Annotated in this window: 15 protein-coding genes; 7 read left to right on the top strand and 8 right to left on the bottom strand. The window is 67.7% G+C overall.

Going from position 1 to position 16337, the window contains the following annotated elements:
• Positions 1-569 precede the first annotated feature (569 nt).
• From GVY39_RS27470 to GVY39_RS27460, 3 genes are all read left to right on the top strand, one after another.
• Positions 570-1523, top strand: coding sequence for a hypothetical protein (locus tag GVY39_RS27470; RefSeq protein WP_159929535.1), 954 nt, complete (start codon positions 570-572; stop codon positions 1521-1523).
• A 108-nt stretch (positions 1524-1631) separates the two neighbouring features.
• Entirely contained in the window at positions 1632-2426 is a 795-nt protein-coding gene (locus GVY39_RS27465) for an HdeD family acid-resistance protein (RefSeq protein ID WP_159929537.1), read from the top strand.
• The gene (locus GVY39_RS27460) at positions 2398-3711 is read left to right on the top strand and encodes a S8 family peptidase (protein ID WP_201295372.1); all 1314 of its coding nucleotides are present in this window, start codon (positions 2398-2400) and stop codon (positions 3709-3711) included. The genes GVY39_RS27465 and GVY39_RS27460 overlap by 29 nt, the downstream gene beginning before the upstream one ends.
• Positions 3712-3868: 157 nt before the next feature.
• Here the strand turns inward: GVY39_RS27460 and GVY39_RS27455 are convergent, their stop codons facing one another.
• The 4 genes from GVY39_RS27455 to GVY39_RS27440 form a co-directional block, all read right to left on the bottom strand.
• Complete coding sequence (locus tag GVY39_RS27455) at positions 3869-4705, bottom strand: alpha/beta fold hydrolase (protein WP_159929541.1); 837 nt, start codon at positions 4703-4705, stop codon at positions 3869-3871.
• Positions 4702-5286 carry a TetR/AcrR family transcriptional regulator gene (locus tag GVY39_RS27450; RefSeq protein WP_159929607.1) on the bottom strand — a complete coding sequence of 195 codons (585 nt, stop codon included), beginning with the start codon at positions 5284-5286 and terminating at the stop codon, positions 4702-4704. The genes GVY39_RS27455 and GVY39_RS27450 overlap by 4 nt, the downstream gene beginning before the upstream one ends.
• Before the next feature lie 164 nt (positions 5287-5450).
• Entirely contained in the window at positions 5451-6578 is a 1128-nt protein-coding gene (locus tag GVY39_RS27445) for a winged helix DNA-binding domain-containing protein (RefSeq protein WP_159929543.1), read from the bottom strand.
• An 82-nt stretch (positions 6579-6660) separates the two neighbouring features.
• The gene (locus GVY39_RS27440) at positions 6661-7818 is read right to left on the bottom strand and encodes an epoxide hydrolase family protein (protein ID WP_159929545.1); all 1158 of its coding nucleotides are present in this window, start codon (positions 7816-7818) and stop codon (positions 6661-6663) included.
• Between the two features lie 62 nt (positions 7819-7880).
• Here GVY39_RS27440 and GVY39_RS27435 point away from each other — a divergent pair, with 62 nt between their 5' ends.
• The gene (locus GVY39_RS27435; RefSeq protein WP_159929547.1) at positions 7881-8900 is read left to right on the top strand and encodes a YafY family protein; all 1020 of its coding nucleotides are present in this window, start codon (positions 7881-7883) and stop codon (positions 8898-8900) included.
• A gap of 125 nt (positions 8901-9025) precedes the next feature.
• Here the strand turns inward: GVY39_RS27435 and GVY39_RS27430 are convergent, their stop codons facing one another.
• Complete coding sequence (locus GVY39_RS27430; protein WP_159929549.1) at positions 9026-9268, bottom strand: helix-turn-helix domain-containing protein; 243 nt, start codon at positions 9266-9268, stop codon at positions 9026-9028.
• Positions 9269-9467: 199 nt separating this feature from the next.
• Here GVY39_RS27430 and GVY39_RS27425 point away from each other — a divergent pair, with 199 nt between their 5' ends.
• The 3 genes from GVY39_RS27425 to GVY39_RS27415 are packed head-to-tail and all read left to right on the top strand — an operon-like array spanning position 9468 to position 11133.
• Positions 9468-9752: a hypothetical protein gene (locus GVY39_RS27425; protein WP_159929551.1), complete on the top strand. Its 285-nt coding sequence runs from the start codon at positions 9468-9470 to the stop codon at positions 9750-9752.
• Positions 9752-10300, top strand: coding sequence for a DUF6879 family protein (locus tag GVY39_RS27420; RefSeq protein WP_159929553.1), 549 nt, complete (start codon positions 9752-9754; stop codon positions 10298-10300). Before GVY39_RS27425 ends, GVY39_RS27420 begins: the two co-directional genes overlap by 1 nt.
• A 5-nt stretch (positions 10301-10305) precedes the next feature.
• Entirely contained in the window at positions 10306-11133 is an 828-nt protein-coding gene (locus GVY39_RS27415) for a helix-turn-helix transcriptional regulator (protein WP_236565700.1), read from the top strand.
• Between the two features lie 72 nt (positions 11134-11205).
• On the opposite strand, the gene nuoN is transcribed toward GVY39_RS27415, so the two are convergent.
• From nuoN to nuoL, 3 genes are read right to left on the bottom strand one after another with little or no spacing between them, the layout of a single operon-like run.
• The gene (gene nuoN, locus GVY39_RS27410) at positions 11206-12831 is read right to left on the bottom strand and encodes an NADH-quinone oxidoreductase subunit NuoN (protein WP_159929557.1); all 1626 of its coding nucleotides are present in this window, start codon (positions 12829-12831) and stop codon (positions 11206-11208) included.
• Positions 12828-14453 (bottom strand): NADH-quinone oxidoreductase subunit M, encoded by a 1626-nt coding sequence (locus GVY39_RS27405; protein WP_159929559.1) that lies wholly within the window; start codon positions 14451-14453, stop codon positions 12828-12830. Before GVY39_RS27405 ends, nuoN begins: the two co-directional genes overlap by 4 nt.
• Complete coding sequence (nuoL, locus tag GVY39_RS27400) at positions 14450-16336, bottom strand: NADH-quinone oxidoreductase subunit L (RefSeq protein WP_159929561.1); 1887 nt, start codon at positions 16334-16336, stop codon at positions 14450-14452. The genes GVY39_RS27405 and nuoL overlap by 4 nt, the downstream gene beginning before the upstream one ends.
• Between the last annotated feature and the right edge of the window lies 1 nt (position 16337).

Below are 16337 nucleotides of genomic sequence, written 5' to 3'. Positions count from 1 at the left end.
TCACTGTGGCAGGTATGTCAATCGCAAATCGGTCCTGCTCCGCAACTGGTGGTGCTGATGGGGCTTGGCCCTGGTGTCCGCTGGTCCGGCTGCAGTCGGTGCCAGCGGCTTCTGTCCGCGACATACATGAGAGCACCACCAGATCGCCCGAGAAGCGACTGCAACGTCGAGGGTACCCAGTTTTTCGTGACTTCCGTTGGGATTTAGTTTCGTCACACTTGACGCTACTAAACGAATTGGTTCGACTGAGAGTGGATTCGGACTACCCGCCCTGACCTCCGATAAGGTTCACTTATCGGCGGTCAGACCAGGAGCGGTCGTTCGTCGGCCATCGAGGCCGTGGAAGATTTCGTTTCGTATAGATACGTCATATTTTACGAAACAAACGCTACGATTTCGTCGTGTCGAACGTATGCAACTATCCGGGATGTTCACGACCCATCACGCGAGTAGCAGGGCCCGGTCGCCCGTCGGAGTACTGTGACCGCCCCGATCACACGAGATGGCGGGCATGGCGCGAACGACAACGGCAACAACAGGAGTCGGAAGCGGCGACCGCTGCCGTCACTGTGACGCAACCGGGGCCGGTGACCGCCGCGCGGTTGCGGGCCGATGAGCTGCTCACCCAATTCCGGGGACTCGCCGAGCAGCTCAACTCCACGCTGAACGCCGCCGTCGCGGAGCTGGCCACGCTGGCCGACCCGGCGACCGCCGAAGCTCAAGTGCAGGCGGTGCAGGTGGACGCGGCACGGCGGATCGCCGAGGCCGAGGGTGCGGCCGTCGCGGCCGAGCAGGCGCGGCGGGAGGCACAGGAGGCCAGACAACTCGCCGAATCCGCCGCCGACGATGCCGCCGGCGCCGCCGAACAGGCCGAAGCGCTGATCGCCACGGCGAATTCGGCCCGCGACGACGCGCTGCGCGAGCTCGAACGCGTCACCAAGCAGGCCGCCGACGACGTGTTCGCCGCCCGCAGCGACGCCGAAGCAGAGATTCGCGCCGTGCGCCGCGAGTCCGCCGAGCAGATCGAACGCATCGAACAGCAAGCGGCGGACGAAGTGCAGCGCGCGCAGCGCCGCGCCGAGACCGAGATCGCCCAGGCTCAGCGGGAAGCGGCGGCGCGTGTCGCGGCCGCGCACACCGAGCGCGACGTCGCCGCGCAGCGCGCGGCCGACGCCGAGCGCGCCACCGAGCGCGCCGAACAAGCCGCCACCGAACGAGCCGACGCCGCCGAGGAAGCGCGCGCCGAATGGCGCAGAGTCCGCGCCGAACTCGATGCCGTCCGCGTCGAACTCGCCGAGACCCGTCGCACCGCGGCGGCCGAACTCGCCTCCGCCCGCGCCGAAGCCGCCACGGCCGTCGAAAAGGTGCGCGCCGAAGCCGCCCAGCGACACGAAGCGCTCGATGAGGCCCGCGCTCAAACTCTCGCTCGCGCCGAACGCGCCGAAGCGCAACTGGACGAACTCCTCGCCGAAACTCGGCGCAGATCAGCCGATACCGAAGCCCCTCGGCGCGACGAGGCTTGACCTGTCGACGGTGCGCCCGGACCGGACACCCGGCAAATGATCCGATGGAGAGGAGAGTTCGGCCAGGCGATCAAGCCATGACCGTAGCTGCGGTCATATCATGTAGCTATGCCCGAAACCGAGGTAGAAGGGCGTACGGAACCACTGGCCGGGGCAGCCCGGCAGACGGTACTGGTGGCCGGTGCCTGCTCGATGATCATGGGTGTGGTCCTAGCGGTGTGGCCGCACAAGTCGCTGTCGACAGCGGAACTGCTGTCCGGCGGCTACCTGTTGCTCAACGGCGTTGTCCAGCTGGTCGTGGCGGTCGGCGCGCGCCTGGTCACCCCACTGCGGGTGCTTGTGCTGATCAGCGGCGGATTGTCGGCCCTGCTGGCGATGCTGTGCTTCGCGGGTGGTTCGACGTTGCTGCTGTCGTTCTGGATCGGGCTGGCGTGGACGATTCGCGGGATCTGTCATGCCACCGTGGCGGTTTGGGCCGACGATCTGCCCGGCCGCGCGCGACAAGAGCTGTTCGGCCTGCTCACGCTCGCACTCGGCGTGCTGGTCGGGGTTCTGCCGTTCGACTCGCTGGACGCGCTCGGCTGGGCGACCGGGGCGTGCCTGCTCGCGATCGGGGCGATGGAGGCCCTCTTCGCCGCCGGCCCCCAGGCGCAGCGCGGTGACGGTGCCGGGGCTGACGCCGACCGTGCGCCTGGATGGCTGACCGCGACTGCGCATTCGGTGGCGAGCCGCGTGCTCTCCAGGTTGACTGGGCGACATGGCATCCCAGCATTCCGAGCTACGATCGCCCGCAGAGCTGATCGTGGTCACCCGAGGCGCCGACGCCGCGATCACGCCGACAGCCTTGAGCGACAGTCGCAGCGTCCAAGCACGCTTGAACGAATTACTCCCCGACGACGGTGAACTGGTGCGGATCTTCGGGCCCGCGAATCGATTGGAGCGCAGGCTCACCGGAACCCCGCACCTGGGGACCGGCGCGGAATATCTCCATTACTACTTCGTCCGCGGCGTCACCGACGACCTCGACGAGCTGGCCGCGCGGTTGCGGGCCGTCGACGACGTGGCGGCGGCATACGTGAAGCCACCCGCCGAACCGCCCATCGCACCGGAAGGTGCGGTGGTGAGAACCGGCCGCTCGGCTGCCGAGGCGCCGCCGGTGACCCCCGACTTCGCCACGCGGCAGGGGTATCTCGACGCCGCCCCCCAAGGCATCGACGCCCGGTGGGCCTGGACGGTGCGGGGTGGCCGCGGGACCGACGTGCGGGTGGTGGACATCGAGGGCGCGTGGCGATTCACCCACGAGGACCTGCAGGTCAATCAAGGCGGTGTGATCGGTGGCAGTCCCTCACCGGATCGTGGCTGGCGCGACCACGGCACCGCCGTCGCCGGGGTGATCAGCGCCGACGTGAACGCCTATGGGATCACCGGCATCGTGCCCGAGGCCTACATCCGCGCGGTGTCGATCTTCGGATCGGGCTCGGCGTCCGCGATCCGCTCGGCCGCGGACGCGCTGAATCCCGGTGATGTGATCCTGCTCGAACTGCACCGTCCCGGACCGCGTTTCGCCTTCGCCAACCGGCCGGATCAGCGCGGTTACATCGCGATCGAATGGTGGCCCGACGACTTGGCGGCGATCCGGTATGCCGTCGGCAAAGGCATCATCGTGGTGGAGGCGGCCGGGAACGGCGGCGAGGACCTCGACGACGCCGTCTACGACACCCCTCCCACGGAGTTCCCGAGCACGTGGCGCAATCCGTTGCGCGGCGGGGAGGTCGACTCCGGGGCGATCATCGTCGGAGCGGGCGCACCCCCACCTGGATTCCACGGCCGCGATCACGGCCCGGCTCGCTCCCGATTGGAATTCTCCAACTACGGAGAGCGAGTCGATGTTCAGGGGTGGGGTCTGGAAGTCGCCACCACCGGGTACGGCGATCTCCAGGGCGGCCCCGACGAGGACATCTGGTACACCGACGTGTTCAGCGGAACCTCGAGCGCGTCCCCGATCGTCGTCGGCGCGGTCACGAGTTACCAAGCGATGAGCGCGGCCGCGGCCGGGCGCAAAACGCCCGCCGAGGTGCGTGCCAGGCTACGCGAAACCGGTTCGCCGCAAACGGACGCGCCGGGACGGCCCGCGACACAGCGCATCGGCAACCTACCGGATCTGAAGTCGATGATCCTGCCGCGGTAGGCGCAGGAACCACGCAGCCGAGGGGCTGGCCTACATCGCGCTGCGCCGATTCCGCTGGGTGGAATTGTCTAGAGGCATAGTTTCACCAGACGAAAACGCCATGCCAGGGAGCCGACAAGTGGCGACGTCGGGTCACCGGGCCGCTATCACGGCGTAGTCAGCTCACCCGCGCCGCCAGCAGCCGTTCGAGCAGCACTTGGACGAACTCGGCGGGAGCGTCGGTGAAACCGCTGTGCCCACCCGGGAACTCGGTCAGGGGGATGCCGAGTTGCGCGGCGAGGGTCTCGGCCGGGCGGTAGGGGAGTTTGCCCTTGCTCGCGCGGCCTGCGCCCAGCACGAGGCGATCGCTCACCGGCGCGAGGGCCGCCACGTCGGGGAGATAGGAGGTGATCGTGCGTAGTTCGTGCGCCATGTTGCGCGGCGCGTTGGCGTGCAGACGTTCGACCATCGCGGCAGCACGCGGCGACAGTCGGCTGGGATCGGGCATTTCAACCCCTCCGCCGATCCCTTCGAGGAAACGCGCTCCCGCGGCGGCGAGACCGTCGGTGACGAACAGTTCGTATACCTCGTCGACGAACGCTTTGTGCTCGGCGGCGTCGGGCAGCACGCCGAAGGACGGCGGTTCGTGCGCGATCACCAGCCGCAGCCGCTGCGGATGCCGGGCGAGCAGGTCCAGCGCCACCACTGCACCCCCGCTGCCGCCGAACACGTAGACGTCCTCGCCGGCAGGCGCGAGATGTCGCAGGAGCAGGCGGGCGTCCTCGCTTTGCGCCTCTACGGCGATGTCGGCGGGTGGGCCGGGATGGAGCACGCTGCGGGAGTAGCCGCGTGGGTCGAGGGTGACCACGGTGAAGTGCCGTGCGAGAGGATCGAGGATGGGATCGAAGACCGCCGCGTCGCCTCCGCTGCCGGGCAGCAACAGCAGCACCGGCCCGGCACCGCTCACCTCGTAATACAGCGTGGCCCCGGGAACTTCCAGCGTGCCGGATCTCATTGTTGCTCCTTGCTGTCGGTGGGCCACTGCTCGAGGGTGACGTGCAGGGCCTCGATGATGCGTTCCCACGATTCGGCGGTGGACCGGGTGTGCCCGAAACCGCCGGTTTCCTCCAGGACGCTGTATCCGTGGAAGGTGCTGCGCAGCAATCGGACGGCGTCGGTCCGGTCGGGTTCGGCCAGACCGTAGGCGCGCAGCATGCCGTAGGTCAGTTCGATGGCGCGCGGCACGCCGGTCGCGGTGCGCGCCACATCGGGATCGGAGGGAAGCTGGGTCGCGGCGTAGCGACCGGGGTAGCGAAGCGCGTAGTCACGCCAGGCGTGGGCGTAGGCGGCGAGCGCGTCGCGTCCGGCCCGACCGGCGATCGCGGCGGCGATGAGGTCGGTCTTCTCTGTCGTCGCCAGGACGGCCACGCGCGCACGAAGGTCTCGCAGATTCTTGACGTGCGAGTACAAACTCGCGTCTTGGACGCCGAACTTCCTGGCCAGCGCCGACATGGTGACGTTGTCCAGACCGATTTCGTCGGCGAGATCGGCTGCGGCCAGCGTGATCCGCTCGGCAGTCAGTCCCGCTCGTGCCATCATTCGCATCCTCCGAGAACCTACTAATCCTAGACATTAGCCTAGTCGCCTTAGGTTTCCAATCACGCCAGTTCGGCGATGGCCGCGCCGACGGAGGGTCTCATCGCGACCTCAGCCAATGAATGGTCGACGGTGTCGAGCTGCAGGACGTTCCGGGACAGCTGCTACGTCGCCCGAGGCGGTCGTCCGAGTAGGAGGACCTCGCGGTGCTCGGCGCCGGGGTCGAGGAACCTCAGCAGAGCCTGCGCCTCCATGGTGACGGCGGCCACGTCGTCGGGGGACAACGGCCGGTCGTAGAGGCGGACGGTGAGTATTGCGGATCCGTTGTCGCGGTGGATCATCCAGTCGGCTGCGGTGAATCCGTCGACCAGTAGGATCTGCGGGGCGGGACGTTGAGTGCGGAAGCCCTGTCTACCGTGCCCGTCGGTGATCACTCGGGTGCGGTCCGCGTGCGACAGCAAGAGGTTGTCGAAGTCGTAGAGAAATCTCGGTGGTGCCGGGGTGTCGGCGTCTGGGCGCGGCGCGTCGGGTAGGTCGAACAGCTCCTGGCCGTGGGGGTCGTGAAAGGTCATCAAGTCCGTCCGTATGCGGTCGACGACTTCGCGCAGTCTCGTGAGTCCGGACCACATCTGCATGTCTTTCACGCTGGCGGGGCCGAAAGCGGCCAGGTACCGCAGAATCATTTGCTCGAGCGACGCGGCGGTAACGTGCTCTGCTGGGCCGAGCCACGCCTCGGCAGTGGTGTGTGCGATCGGCCCGCTGCGACCCCAGACGGCCCGTGGTGGCACTTGCACCAAGGGCACCTGGTTGCGGATGGCGTAGACCAGCGAGGTGGGCGCGCGGCCTGGCCAGCGCTGGCCGAGTTGGGCGCCGAGTTGCTTGTTGGTCAACGGTTTCGGGGTGAGTAGCTCGACACCGTCGGCGATCAGCTGCTCCATGTCGATGCACTCGATGGATTTGCCGTGGGTGTGGTTGCGGTAGAGGTCACGATCCAAAACGGGCTGGATCAGCGGGCGCAGTGCGCGGGCGTCGTCGGGGGTGACCAGATGAATCGTCGAGCGCATCAGAGCGATTCGGATCAAGCTGCGAGTGGTGAGCGGCTCGGCGGCCTGTTCGGGGACGAAACCAGCGAGCCGGGACCACAATCCGACATACCAGCTGTGTGGGGTCTGGGCTTGCAGCCCGACGAGGTGCCGCACTGCATCGACGACCGGCAGCTCGGAGCGGCGCAACAGCAACTGCCGCTCGAGAGTGGCGCGGTTGAGCGCCCGACGGCTGAGTATCTGCGTCATCTATAGACCCTTTCGACACAAACAGGGCGTTGGTGGCACACCAGGCGCGCCACCAACCTGGGGAGGATTATTCCGAGCTGAATCACTTCAGTGCGCTGAAGAACTTTCTGATGTCGGCGATCAGGAGCTCGGGTGCGTCCTGAGTGGCCCAGTGGCTGCCGCGGTCGAACTCGTTCCAGGACACGATGTTGCTGTGGTCGCGTTCGGCGAAGCGGCGCAGAGCGGTGAAGTCGTAGGCGAAACTGGCCAGGCCGGTGGGCACGCTCGTCGGTTGAGTCGGGCGCGGGACATGGTGGTCCTCGTAGTAGAAGCGGGCGGCGGAAGCGGCCGTGTTGGTCAGCCAGTACAGCGTTGCGTTGGTCAAGACATGGTCGTCGTCGGTCGAGGCGAGCAACTGCGCTGTCCAGGCGAGCTGTCCGGTGGGTGAGTCGGCCAGCGCGTGCGCGAGGCTCTGTGGCGCGCTCTCCTGCAGCCGGGCGTATCCGGACATGTTGTCGTCGAAGTACTTCAGATACCGCACGTAGCCCTGCTCCTCCTCGGTCAGGTCGGCCAGCTCTGCCGGGTCGCCGGACGGGAATGAGAACAGTTGGGTTACGTGCACCCCGATCATGTGGTCCGGGTCGATTCGGCCCAGTTCGGGTGACACGTGCGAGCCGATGTCGTTGCCGTGTGCGCCGTAGCGGTCGTAGCCCAGTCGCCGCATCAGCTCCGCCCAAGCCGCGGCGGTGCGGTAGCGGTTCCAACCCTGCTCTCTGGTGGGCCCGGAGAAGCCGAAACCGGGCAGGGAGGGAATCACCAGGTGAAACGCCTCGGCCGGGTCTGCGCCGTGCGCACGGGGATCGGAGAGAGGCTCGATCAGGTCGAGAAACTCGAACACCGAATTCGGCCACCCATGCGTAAGGATGAGCGGGGTGGCATCAGCTTCGGGCGAACGTACGTGCAGGAAATGGATGGGCTGTCCGTCGATTTCGGTGGTGAACTGCGGATAGCGGTTGAGCTCGGCTTCCCATGTGCGCCAGTCGTATCCATCCCGCCAGTAGCCGGTCAGCCGCTGCACATAGCCGAGCGGAACTCCGTACTCCCAACCAGGCGGGACCGGCCCGGTCTGGGTCTTCCCCTCCGTCTCCAGAGGCAGTTCGTCGGCCCAGCGAGCACGCGCCAGCCGGTCCTGCAGATCGTCGAGGACTGCCTGCGGGATATCGTTACGGAAGGGCGTGATCGCGGTGCTCTCGAATGTCATGATCAGAACGATATGCGGCCTTTAGGAAGACTCCGTTCCTAAAGAAATGGCAGACTGAGAAAATGTTGGAAACCTCGGCGCGACTGCTCCGGCTGCTGTCGCTGTTGCAGATCCCACGCGACTGGAACGGTGCGGATCTGGCCGAACGGCTCGAGGTCAGCACCAGGACGGTGCGCAACGACATCGAACGGCTGCGCCACCTCGGCTACCCGGTGCACGCGGCCAGGGGGTCGGCGGGCGGCTACCGGCTCGGCGCCGGCGCCAGCCTGCCACCACTGCTGCTCGACGACGAGGAGGCCGTCGCGGTCACCATCGGCCTGCGCACCGCGGCCGGTGGCGTCGCCGGAGTCGAGGAGGCCGCACTGCGGGCGCTCGCCAAGCTCGAGCAGGTGCTGCCGAATCGGTTGCGGCGCAGGGTCTCTTCATTGCAGACATTTGCCGTCGTCGTACCGGGAGACGGCACAGGTCCGACGGTCGACGCCGAGATTCTGACCGCTCTCGCGGCCGCATGCCGCGATCACGAACGGCTCCGATTCGACTACCGCGACCACAATCGCGGCGCCAGCCGACGGGTGGTCGAGCCCTATCGACTGATCAACTGGGGCCGACGCTGGTATCTGGTCGCATTCGACATCGATCGGGGCGACTGGCGCACCTTCCGGGTGGATCGCATCACGCCGAAAACCCCGACCGGCCCGCGGTTCACACCCCGTGAACTGCCGCACGATGTCACCGATCGGGTGACGCGGGGCGTGTCCGCGGCGGCTTGGCGATTCCAGGCATCGGTGACGGTGCACGCCGCCGCCGAATTCCTCAGCGCCCGCGTTCCCCCAGCCGCAGGCACGGTCGAGCCGATCGACGACACCACCTGTCTGCTCCACACTGGTGCCGACACCCCGGAAGCGCTGGCGCTCAACATCGGGCAGTTGGGCATGCACGGCATCGATTTCACTGTCGGCGGACCGCCGGAGTTGGTGGAGTTGTTGCGTACCTTGGGCAACCGCTACCTGCGTGCGGTCACCGCGGCGACGCGAGACCCAACGGTCGAGGGCGCTCATTCGCCACGGGTACCAACCGTGTGAATCATCCCATGCAGAAGGCGGGTCGGTACCAAATCATCGGCACACCGCGGGAGGCGGAAACGCGAGTCCTGACCTCCAAAAACTTGCGCCACCGTGAACGATCCTGACCGCGAACCCGATCCGGCTCACAAAGTGAATCGGCGTCCCTTCGCGGCCCACTCGCCGCGGCCCCGTGGCGTGATGGCCCAGCGGCCGCGGTGCTGGCAATCCATGATCAGACCACGCGACTGCAGGCGTAACAAAGCGCTGCGCACCGACCATGCGGTCAGCCGCGCCTGCTGAGCCAGTTGCTCGACGGTGAGTAATCCGCCTGGCGCAAGCACACCCAGCACCGCGAAATCGGCGGCAGTCCTGGGTCGTCTCATCATGTCGAAACCTCTCCTCGAGTGGAAAAGACAATCGGGGAATCGACAGCGCGCGGGGTCCCGAGTTGCCGAATCGACGGTAGAAGCCACACCCCTCCCACCGCCACGAGTTTGCGCGACTTTGCGAAGTGCGTTGACCGTCACCGTCTCCGGTAGGGACGATTGCACGACATCGTCCGTCAGCTCTCGCAAAGGATCGGCTATGAACCTGCGGCTTCTCGGCTCCGGATCCGACCATGGCGCTTGTCCCGCCGTGTATGCGACCGACACCGGCGTGCTAGTGGTGCAGGGCGATGCCACCGACCGCACGGGGACGGTCCTCGTGCCGCACGAGTTGTTGGACTGGCTGGAGCCGGGCATGTGGCTACGGGTGGAGGCGAGTGGAACCTGTGGTTCCGTGCTGGTGGCCGGTGAACCGGTGACCGACCCCGAACTGCTCGCCCAGCTCACCCTCGACTGTCACGAGACCGCCGTGGTGGTGCGCTGATGTTGCACGTCGTGGGGGCCCGATGTTTCGAGCCGCTCTTCCGGGCGGCTCGATCCCGCGCCTTCCATCTGGAGGTGCGAGACGACTACGTGATGGAGGACGAACAGGAAGCATTGCGGCGCTTCGCCGCCGGAGTAGCGTACGAACGAGACGAACAGCCCGAGTCATGGAAAGCCTGGGATGCTCTGATGGTCGAGTCAGCCACTCGCGGGGTGACCCTCGAGCGACTACGAGTCGTGACGGTCCCGCACACCGGCTACACCCGCTGGCTGTTGTCGGCGACCGACGACAACATCGCCACCGGCGAGGCCGTGCGCTGGCTGCCGCGGCACCTGGTCGACCCCGCCGACCTGCCACACGACGACTACTGGCTGTTCGACACGAACACGGTCGCCTTCAACACCTTCGCTGAGAGCGGGGCGTTCATGGGCCTGTCGATCACCACGGACCCGGCGCTTGTCGCCCGCTGTCTACAGGTGCGGGAGCGGCTGTGGCCCAGAGGCATCGACCATCAGCGATACTGCGAGAGTGAGCACGTGGACGAGTGAACGGTGTGTCGGACGCGCGTGAGGTGCTGGGTGCGCGCCTGCGCGAACTGCGTCGCGCCGCCCACCTCACCGGCCTGGAACTGGCCGCGAGGTGCGGCTGGCATTCGAGCAAGGTCTCCCGGATCGAGGGCGGCAAGCAGACGCCCTCGGAAGCGGACCTCGCCGCGTGGTGCGAGGCCTGCGGCAATATCGCCGTGCTGGACGATCTGGTCGCCAACGCGCGCAATCTGCAGTCGATGTACCTGGAGTGGCAACGCACTGTCGCCTCCGGGCACGCCCGCAGGCAACGGCAGTCGATCGACCTGGAGGCGCAGACCACGCAGATCCGCTGGTACGCGCCCGATACGTTGCCGGGACTGTTGCAAACGGAAGCCTATGCGCGCGCGATCCTGACCGCCTGTATCGCCATAACCGGCGGACGCGACGACTTGGAGGACGCGGTGGCCGCGCGCATGGCCCGCAAACCGGTGCTGTTCCGGGCGAAGCACCGGTTCCACTTCGTGGTCAACCAGGCCGCGCTGTGGCGAACGGTCGGCGACTCCGCGGTCATGGCCGAGCAACTGGCCCACCTGCTCGCGGTGATGGCCAACCCGAGGGTGCGGCTGGGCATCATCCCGATCTGCGCCGACTACCGTGCTCCCGCAACGAATTTCGTCATCTACGACCGTTCGCAGGTGCTGACCGAGACGGTCTCGGCCGAGCTGACCATCACCCGGCCGTCGGAGATCGCCGTGCACGAGAAGACTTTCGCGATCCTCGCAGACCAAGCCGAGTACGGTGATCGCGCCCGGTCGCTGATTGCGAAGGCGTTGGAACGCCGCCGCGGAAGCTAGGTGCGCCGATCGCGGTAACGGCGATGCCGCCGCTGTCGCGCAGCGGCGGCAGCACAGCGGCCGGGAGAGACCTCAGCGGACGAACGTCGCCGCTTTACCGGCCAGGTCGAGCAGCGGCTGGGGGAAGACGCCGAGCGCGAACGTGAACGCCGCGGTGATCGCCACGATCGTCGTCGTCAACGGCGGAGTGACCGCCACCGGAGCGTCGGCGGGCGGGTCGGTGAAGAACATCAGCACGATGACCCGCAGGTAGAAGAACGCCGCGATGGCACTGCAGATCACGCCGACGATGACCAGCGGCGCCGCGCCGCCTGCGGCCGCGGCCTCGAAGACGACGAACTTGCTGACGAAGCCGCTGGTGAGCGGCAACCCCGCGAAGGAAAGCAGGAACAGCGCGAAAACCGCGGCCAATCCCGGGGATCGGCGGCCGAGACCGGCCCACCGCGGCAGACCGGTGGCTTCCTCGCCATCCGGTTCCCGGACCAGACTGACCACGGCGAAGGCGCCGAGGGTGCCGATGCCGTAGGCCGCCAGGTAGAACAACACCGCCGCGACGCCGCGATCGTCCGCGGCGACCGGACCGGTGAGCAGGAAACCGGCATGGGCCACCGAGGAATACGCGAGCATCCGTTTGACGTCGGTCTGCGTGATCGCCATGACCGCGCCGACGGCCATGGTGGCGATCGCGACGGCCGCGAGGATCGGCCGCCAGTCGTCGCGCAGGCCGGGCACCGCGACCTGCAGCACCCGCACCAGCGCCCCGACGGCGGCGATCTTCGTGGCCGCCGCCATGAAACCGGTGATCGCGGTGGGAGCACCCTGATACACGTCGGGCACCCAGGACTGGAACGGCACCGCGCCGATCTTGAACAGCAGCCCGACCGCGAGCATCGCGACCCCGAGCACCGCCAGGGTCGCGTTGTCCGGATGCTGTGCGATCGCGTCCGCGATGCCGCCGAGCCGCACCGTGCCCGCCTGGCCGTACAGCAGCGCGACGCCGTAGAGGAAGAACGCCGAGGAGAACGCGCCGAGCAAGAAGTACTTCAGCGCGGCCTCTTGAGACAGCAGCCGCTTGCGCCGGGCCAGCCCGCACAGCAGATACAGCGGCAGCGACAGCACTTCGAGGGCGACGAACATGGTCAGCAGGTCGTTGGACGCCGGGAACAGCAACAGTCCGCCGACGGCGAGTAGCGTCAGGGGGAACACCTCGGTGGTCGCGATACCCGCCCGCAGCGCCGCGGCCTCGGCCGCACTGCCGGGCACCGCCGAGGCCTGCGGTGTGAACGCGTCCACACCGCGTTCGACGGTGGCGGCGGCCCGGCTCCAGGTGCCCGGCCCGGACCGCCCCGCTCGACGCGGCTCGGCGCCGCGCTCGGCGAGGAAGCCGACGGCGAGAATCGATACGACCAGAATCGTGCCTTGCAGGAACAGCGTGACGCCGTCGATTGCCACGGCTCCGGCGATGGCGGTGGATTCGGTGCCTGCCAGCGCCACCACGGCGACCAGCGCAGCGGCCAACCCGACCACGCTCAGCACCAGGTGGGTGGCGTAGCGGTAGCGCCGCGCGACGAACGCTTCGGCGAGTACGCCGAGCACGGCGGCGCCGAACACGATCAGCATGGGGGACAGGGCGCCGTATTCGATGCTCGGCGCGGCGACGCTCGCGGCGAGTGTCGTGGCGGAGGCGAGGTCGTTCATTTGTGGGCACCTCCGGAATGGTGGGCCGAGCCCGCTTCGGGCAGTGGGGGCGTCGACGGTGCGGGATCGCTGCGGCCGATGGTGGTGAGGGTCTGGTTCACCGCGGGATTGATGAAGTCGGTGAGAACCTTCGGGTAGATGCCGAGGAACAGCAGCGCGGCGATCAGCGGGATCACGACGGCGAGTTCGCGGGGCACGAGGTCGTAGATCCGCTCGTTGCCTTGCTTCACCGGCCCGGTCATCATCCGCTGGTAGAGCCACAACACGTAGAGGGCGGCGAGCACGAGTGCGCCGGTGGCGACCACCGCGGCGAACTGGTAGCGGGCAAAGGTCCCGACCAGCACAAGGAATTCGCTGACGAACGGGGCGAGCCCGGGCAGGGACAACGTCGCCAGACCGGCGATGAAGAACGTGCCCGCCAGCACCGGGGCCACCTTCTGCACGCCGCCGTACTCGGCGATCAGCCGAGTTCCCCGCCGCGACACCAGGAATCCGGCCACCAGGAACAGTGCGGCGGTCGAGATGCCGTGGTTGACCATGTACAACGTCGCGCCGGTCTGGCCCTGGCTGGTCATGGCGAAGACACCGAGGACGATGAAGCCGAAGTGGGAGATCGAGGTGTAGGCGATCAGGCGCATCACGTCGGTCTGCCCGATGGCCAGCAGGGCACCGTACACGATGCCGATCACCGCGAGCGTGATCACCAGCGGCGCATACGTGTCCGACGCGCCGGGAAACAGCGGCAGGCAGTAGCGCAGCATGCCGAAGGTCCCCACCTTGTCGACCACCGCCATCATCAGCACCGCGCTCGACGGTGTGGCCGCGACGGCGGCGTCGGGCAGCCAGGTGTGCAGGGGCCACAGCGGCGCTTTGACCGCGAAGGCAAACATGAATCCGAGGAACAGGGCATTGAGCACCGCGGGTCCGGCGCCGAGTTGCCCGGCGTTGGCGGCGGCGACCACGGTGCGCAGATCGAACGTGCCCGAGGATCCCTCGCCGAGGCCTTCGCGGGCGGTCAGCACGTACAACCCGATGACCGCGGCCAGCATGATCAGCCCGCCGAAAAGGTTGTACAGCAGGAACTTCACCGCCGCGCGTGAGCGCTGCCTGCGCAGTAGCGCGTCCCCGGTGCGCGGCCCGAATCCGCCGATGAGGAAGTACATCGGGATGAGCATCGCCTCGAAGAACACGTAGAACAGCAGGATGTCCAGGGCGAGGAAGGAGACCAGCACCATCGCCTCGACGAGCAGGATGAGCGCGACGTAGGTGTGCGCCACCCGCTTGCCGCCGCCGACTTCGCGTTCGTCGTGCCAGCCCGCCAGGATCAGCAGGGGAACCAGTGCGGTGGTCAGCAGCACCAGCACCAGCGCGATCCCGTCCAGCCCGAGGGTGTAGCCGGCGCCGAATGCCGGGATCCACCGGCGGGATTCGACGAACTGGTACTGCGCGCCGCCGGGATCGAAGCGCACCGCGAGTCCGATGCCGATGACCAGCACAAGCACCGAGAAGCTCAGTGCCACAGCGCGGGCGAGGGTGCGTCGCGCGGCGGGCAGCACGAGCACGATCGCCGCACCGACGACCGGAGCCAGCCACAGCGTCGTCAACCAGGGGAACTCGTTCACCACAACCTCACCGCCAGCAGGGCGGCGGCCACCAGGGCCGCGCCGGTGAACATGGACAGGGCATAGGAGCGCACGAAGCCGGACTGCACTCGCCGTGCCCGTGCCGACAACCCGCCGATCAGCGCCGCCGTGCCGTTGACGACGCCGTCGATGCCGCGGTTGTCGAGGAAGACCAGCGCCCGGGTCAGGTGCTGCCCCGGCCGCATGAACGCGGCCTCGTTGACCGTGTCGCCGTACAGATCCCGCCGCGCGGCGACCGTCAACGCGGACACCGCTCCGGGTGCGGTCTCGGGGACCTCGCGCTGCGCGTACTGCGAGTAGGCGACCGCGACACCGATGGCGACCACCCCGAGCGCCAATACCGTGACCAGCGCCGCGGGTACGGTTTCGGTGCCGTGGTGGGCGCCGACGACCGGTTCGAGCCAGTTCTGCAGGGATGAGCCGAACGCGAACACCGCGCCTGCGCCGACCGAGCCGAGCGCGAGCAGGATCATCGGGCCGGTCATCACCACGGGAGCCTCGTGCGGGTGGGTGTCGGGTTTCCAGCGGCGCTCGCCGAAGAACGTCATCAGCATGACCCGCGTCATGTAGAACGCGGTCAGACCCGCGCCGAACAGCGCCACCAGCCCCAGTGCGATCCCGCCGAGGCCGCCTTGGTTGAACGCCGCCTCGATGATCCGGTCCTTGGAGAAGAACCCGGCGAACGGCGGCACACCGATGATGGCGAGATAGCCGAGACCGAAGGTGACGTAGGTGATCGGCAGCAGCGTGCGCAGTCCGCCGTAGCGGCGCATGTCGGTTTCGTCGTTCATCGCGTGCATCACCGAGCCCGCGCCGAGGAAGAGCCCGGCTTTGAAGAACCCGTGGGTGAGCAGATGCATGATGGCGAAGGCGTATCCGGCGGGACCGAGGCCCGCGGCGAGCACCATGTAACCGATCTGACTCATCGTGGAGGCGGCGAGGGCCTTCTTGATGTCGTCCTTGGCGCAGCCGATGATCGCGCCGAACAGCAGGGTGACCGCGCCGACCAGCACCACCCCGAGCCGTGCGTTCGGCGCGAGGTCGAAGATCGCGTTGGAGCGCGCGATGAGGTACACGCCTGCGGTGACCATGGTGGCCGCGTGGATGAGCGCCGACACGGGGGTGGGGCCCTCCATGGCGTCACCGAGCCAGGATTGCAGCGGCACCTGGGCGGACTTGCCGCAGGCGGCCAGCAGCAGCAACAGCCCGATCGCGGTGAGTGCGCCCTCGCTCGCGGCGGGCGCGGCGCCGAACACGACATCGAAGTCGACCGACCCGAACGTCGCGAACATGACCATCATCGCGATCGCCAGGCCCATGTCGCCGACTCGGTTGACCACGAACGCCTTCTTGGCCGCCGTTGCGGCGGAGGGTTTTTCGTGCCAGAAACCGATCAGCAGGTAGGAGGCCAGGCCCACCCCCTCCCAGCCGAGGTAGAGCACGAGATAGTTGTTCGCCAGCACCAGCAGCAGCATGGCCGCGAGGAACAGGTTGAGGTAGGCGAAGAACCGCCGCCGCGCCGGGTCGTGGCTCATGTAGCCGATCGAGTAGACGTGGATCAGCGAGCCGACGCCGGTGATCAGCAGCGCGAAGCACACCGAGAGCTGGTCCAGTTGCAGCGAGAAGTCGACCTGCAGGCCGGCCACCTCGACCCAGCTGAACAGATCCTGGTGCACCGCGCGTTCGGCGGTGTCGCGTCCGAGCATGGCGACGAAGGCGAGGGCGGCGACGGCGAACGAAGCCAGCGCCATCGCGGCGCCGAGCAGATGACCCCACTTGTCGGCATAACGTCCGGTCAGTAGCAGGACGATCGCGCCCGCCAGGGGGAGTGCGGGCAGCAGCCACAACGTTGCGGTGTCCACG

Origin of the sequence: Nocardia sp. CY15 (assembly GCF_009829295.1) — a bacterium.
In the GTDB taxonomy this organism is placed as follows: Bacteria; Actinomycetota; Actinomycetes; order Mycobacteriales; family Mycobacteriaceae; genus Nocardia; species Nocardia sputi.
The sequence above is the reverse complement of the archived record's forward strand: the minus strand, read 5'-3'. Positions and strand labels throughout refer to the sequence as shown.

Coding starts and splice junctions, on each gene's coding strand:
- GVY39_RS27465 (WP_159929537.1), top strand. CDS start 1,632: ATGCCCGAAACCGAGGTAGAAGGGCGTACGGAACCACTGGCCGGGGCA.
- GVY39_RS27455 (WP_159929541.1), bottom strand. CDS start 4,705: ATGAGATCCGGCACGCTGGAAGTTCCCGGGGCCACGCTGTATTACGAG.
- GVY39_RS27450 (WP_159929607.1), bottom strand. CDS start 5,286: ATGGCACGAGCGGGACTGACTGCCGAGCGGATCACGCTGGCCGCAGCC.
- GVY39_RS27445 (WP_159929543.1), bottom strand. CDS start 6,578: ATGACGCAGATACTCAGCCGTCGGGCGCTCAACCGCGCCACTCTCGAG.
- GVY39_RS27440 (WP_159929545.1), bottom strand. CDS start 7,818: ATGACATTCGAGAGCACCGCGATCACGCCCTTCCGTAACGATATCCCG.
- GVY39_RS27435 (WP_159929547.1), top strand. CDS start 7,881: ATGTTGGAAACCTCGGCGCGACTGCTCCGGCTGCTGTCGCTGTTGCAG.
- GVY39_RS27430 (WP_159929549.1), bottom strand. CDS start 9,268: ATGATGAGACGACCCAGGACTGCCGCCGATTTCGCGGTGCTGGGTGTG.
- GVY39_RS27425 (WP_159929551.1), top strand. CDS start 9,468: ATGAACCTGCGGCTTCTCGGCTCCGGATCCGACCATGGCGCTTGTCCC.
- GVY39_RS27420 (WP_159929553.1), top strand. CDS start 9,752: ATGTTGCACGTCGTGGGGGCCCGATGTTTCGAGCCGCTCTTCCGGGCG.
- nuoN (WP_159929557.1), bottom strand. CDS start 12,831: ATGAACGACCTCGCCTCCGCCACGACACTCGCCGCGAGCGTCGCCGCG.